Here is a 4,094-nt window from a genome sequence, read left to right on the forward strand (position 1 = left end):
TTGGGCTTTCTGCTTGCGGGATCCCTTCCTTCTGTTGTCTCTAAGGGAGGATCCATCTTGCGCCCCATCCTCATCGCCGGCAACTGGAAAATGCACAAGACTCAGGCTGAGGCTCGCGAGTTTCTGCGAGAGTTGGGCCTGGCTTTACGGTCATCGCCGTCAGGGTCAGCATCCCAGCGGCAGATCATCCTATGTGTGCCCTTTACAGACCTGGCGGTGGTGGCAGAGCAAAGCCGCGGATCCGACATAGCCGTGGGAGCACAAAACCTACATTGGGAGGATCAGGGAGCTTTTACCGGGGAAATTTCCGGCCCCATGCTGGCGGAATTGGGGGTGCGCTATGTCATCGTCGGCCACAGCGAACGGCGGCAGTACTTCGGCGAGACGGACGAAACCGTCAATCGGCGTCTGGCAGCCGCCCAGCGGCACGGCCTTACCCCCATCCTCTGTGTGGGAGAAAGCCAGCAGCAGCGGGAGCAAGGCTTGACCGAGTCTTGGATTGTGGGGCAATTGGATCGCGCCTTGCCGGGGATCGATCTGGGGAACTTGGTGATTGCCTATGAGCCCATTTGGGCCATCGGCACCGGCCAGACTTGCGCAGCCCAAGAGGCCAACCGGGTCATCGGCTTGATCCGGCAACACTTGGGCAATGCCCAACTGCCCATTTTGTATGGCGGCTCGGTGAAGGCCGGCAACATCGATGAGCTGATGGCCCAGCCTGAGATCGACGGCGTGTTGGTGGGAGGGGCCAGCCTAGACCCCCAAGAGTTTGCCCGCATCGTCCATTTTCAGGCCCTAGCCCCCGCCTAGGCCGCTAGCGGGATTGTCCCCACAACAGGGCCACCGGGAAGGATTTTAAGACAACGCCCACCGGCAAGGTTTCGCCGGCAGGGATCCTTTCCTGGGTTAGCCCGTTCACCCAGTCCAGCCGCTTCCAGCGCGGCAGATGAATTTCGGTATCTGCCCAAACGGATTCTCCCAGAGGATCTTGGGTTTCGTCGATCAACTTTGTTAAAAAACGCGGCACCGCCGTGAGCAATACCTGCTTACTGTGCTGACGGGCAAAAGCCACAACATGGTCAGCATGGGATCCGCTGATTTGCAGAGGAATGTAGCTGCCCTCGAGAAACAATTGGGGCTGTTCCTGGCGGGCCTTGAGCACATGATGAATCAGAAACAGCTTAATGCGTCCGTCGCTGCGGTGTAGTAGCAAATCCGCAATGAGTTGGAGAGGATCCTGTTTAACCCGCCGTTGAATTTCTTCTAGATAGGCGAGGCGACGGGAAAAATCCACAGGCCGACGATTGTCGGGATCCACCATGCTCAAATCCCACAGTTCCGTGCCTTGGTAAATATCCGGGATCCCAGGGCTGGTGAGCTTGATCAGCGTCTGTGAGAGAGAATTAAAAATGCCAAAGTGAGCAACTTTCCGTTGGAAAGGCAAAAAGGACTCCAAAAAGGGGTTAGGACCTTGAAGGATCCGTTCGATAAAGGCGGTAGTGGCTTCTTCGTACTCGGTATCGGGGCGAAGCCAAGCGGTGTGAACTTTAGCTTCCCGCACTGCTTTGATGGCATAATCTTTGACCCGCTGTACGAACTGGGGTACCTCTTCCGGTTGGAAGGGATAAGAGCCGAGCAATGTCTGGTAGAGCAAATACTCGTCATTGCGATCCGGCAGTTCTGAGCGCTTGGCTTGTTTGCTGCGGACTTTGTAGCCGAGGTTCAGTTCATGCCAAAGGTTGATGTGCTTTTCCCACTCGGCGGGGATTTCAGAAAGCACATTCAGCCGGGCCCGCACATCTTCGCCACGCTTGGTGTCGTGGGTGGCAGAAGCATTCATGGACAGAGGCCACCGAGCTGCCCGCTCTTGATTAAAGCGGTGAAACTCTTGCACCGAAAGGCCAAAGCGACAGGGATCCCCGCCGACTTCATTGAGAGATAAAAGGCGGTTGTACACATAAAAAGCAGTATCTTCTACCCCTTTGGCCATGAGAGGGCCGGCCAACTGCTGCAAGCGCATGGCAAAATGGATCTGCTCATTTTTCTCCTGGTCTGATAAATTTTCCAGAGACTCCAGGCAGAGAAAGCGCTGAATAAAATTCAGCTCATTCACCAAAACGGGCAGATTCTCCTTGGCCTTCTCCACGGCTTGACAAATTACCTGTTGACCTTCTGGACTGAGGATCCCTTCGTGGATATAGACGCGGTAGACCGGAAAGCACACCAAAACTTCTACCAAAGCTCGACGTAAACTGTAGAGGGTAAAGTCATTGGCATAGCGATGGTGGCTGGTGATCTGTTTGAGCAAAAAAGCAAGGTTATCCATATCTCCTGACAGGTTGCGCTCGATGATCAGGCGTTTTTTATCTTCGATAACCTGCTCTGGGGAATGCCGTAGATTTGTGAAATTTTGATAGAGAGAGTCAAAAGCCTCTGCATTTTCTTCTTGACAAAAGATGCCGTTGAGCTTAGCTAAAAAATCATAGCCCGTTGTGCCCTGAACCGGCCAGCTTTGGGGCAGACTTTCATTGGCCTCTAGTATTTTCTCTACCACGATGTAAAGATTTGGGCAGCGTTCCCGCAGGCGATGGAGATACTCTTCGGGATTGAACAACCCATCGATATGATCGATGCGCAAACCACTAAAACGCCCCTGTTCTGCAAGCTTAAAGATAAGCTGATGGGTTTTGCGAAACACTTCGCGATCTTCTACCCGCAGCGAGATCAGCTCGTTAATGGTAAAGAAACGACGATAATTGATCTCCTCAGCACCCACCTTCCAGAAGGAAAGGCGAAAATTTTGCCGCGCCAGAAGACTATCCAGCAGGTCAAAGCTTGACGGATCCCCTGGCTTGCCGTTAAAAATGGCAATGTTCTCGTCAAAAAAGCTCTGGATAGGTTGGCTAGACGTGTAGAGTTCCCACAAAGAATGCTTGGCAAAGCTAATTTGATCGGTGCGCTCTAGGAGATCTTCCTTGCTGGGAATGAATTTCAGGCTGAAGAGGATCCCGAGTAACTTGACGTAGTCGGGATGGCTGCGTCCCAATTTTCGCCGCAGCTTGCTCAGGTTGTAGGTAAAAACATCCGCATAGGTGTCAATATTGAGGGGGAACCTCAAGTTGTAGTAGTTAATACTTAGGCCATCGGCATCATAACGAAGCTGGATTTGACCCGACTCCAAACATTTGTCGTAGAAATCTCCCAAGAAAGGGGCTAAGATTCTGCCTTTGATCCCCAGGTAAGAGTGATTCCAATTCACATCAAAGTAGTCAACAAAATCTGAGTTGGGGCCACTCTCCAGAACATCCATGAGCATCTGGTTCTGGCCATCGTAGGCCATGTGATTGGGCACAATGTCCTGGATCCAGCCTATTCCCTGCTGATTGAGGGCTTCCCACAAGAGCTCAAACTTTTCGCTTCCCCCCAGTTCCTGGTTAATCTGCCTGGGATCCACCACGTCGTAGCCGTGGGTGCTGCCTTTGCGGGCTTGGAAGATGGGAGAGGCATACAAGTCACTGATGCCCAGCAACTTCAGGTAGGGAACAATCTGTCGTGCTGCGTCGAAGTCAAACCCAGCATGAAACTGAATGCGATAGGTGGAAGTCGGGATCCGCATGATGACCTTAGAACAATGACAAAGAAGCCGAGCTTGCCAACGGCATAGGGTCAAGAGAACAGATGTATCTAGGGTAGCGGCTAAGATCAAGGAGTCCTGCAGGGGAGAGGCGAGGTTAGTGAACTTGTCAAGGCCACAGAGGAGCGCTTCACCCCCGGTAAGGGGGCCGGCAAGGATGGCGAGGTGGGCAGGGATCCTGCTCGTGGGTGGGCTGATGGGGAGTTGGCGGAGCGAGGCAACCTGGGCAGAAAGCGAGTTTCGGGTGGGGAGTGAGCTGGTTTTGACCCTGCGCACCCCCGATGCCCCCGCTCGCCTCCGTCTGCTGAAGCAACGGTTGGAAGAGATTTTGCTACAGGCCAGCAGCCCTCAGGTGCAGGTCAGTCTGGATATCCCCAGTCCCAATCCCTCGACGACCGGCAGCGGGGATCCCCCAGCTCAAGCCGCTCGGATTCTTTTGAACCAGCAACTGCTGTTGGAG

General features: G+C 53.7%; 3 protein-coding genes. 2 read left to right on the forward strand and 1 reads right to left on the reverse strand.

From position 1 onward, the window contains the following. Nucleotides 1-57: 57 nt before the first annotated feature. Nucleotides 58-810 (forward strand): triose-phosphate isomerase, encoded by a 753-nt coding sequence (gene tpiA / locus NW820_RS05800; protein WP_414398647.1) that lies wholly within the window; start codon nt 58-60, stop codon nt 808-810. Between the two features lie 4 nt (nt 811-814). Here tpiA and treY read toward each other — a convergent pair whose 3' ends face one another. Next, a complete protein-coding gene (gene treY / locus NW820_RS05805) occupies nt 815-3,616 on the reverse strand; it encodes a malto-oligosyltrehalose synthase (protein WP_414406941.1) in 2,802 nt (933 codons plus the stop codon). Nucleotides 3,617-3,830: 214 nt separating this feature from the next. Here treY and NW820_RS05810 point away from each other — a divergent pair. Then, a partial coding sequence (locus NW820_RS05810) for a hypothetical protein (protein WP_414406942.1) occupies nt 3,831-4,094 on the forward strand: 264 nt, incomplete at its 3' end.

Source organism: Synechococcus sp. R55.7 (genome assembly GCF_047461955.1).
In the GTDB taxonomy this organism is placed as follows: Bacteria; Cyanobacteriota; Cyanobacteriia; order Thermostichales; family Thermostichaceae; genus Thermostichus.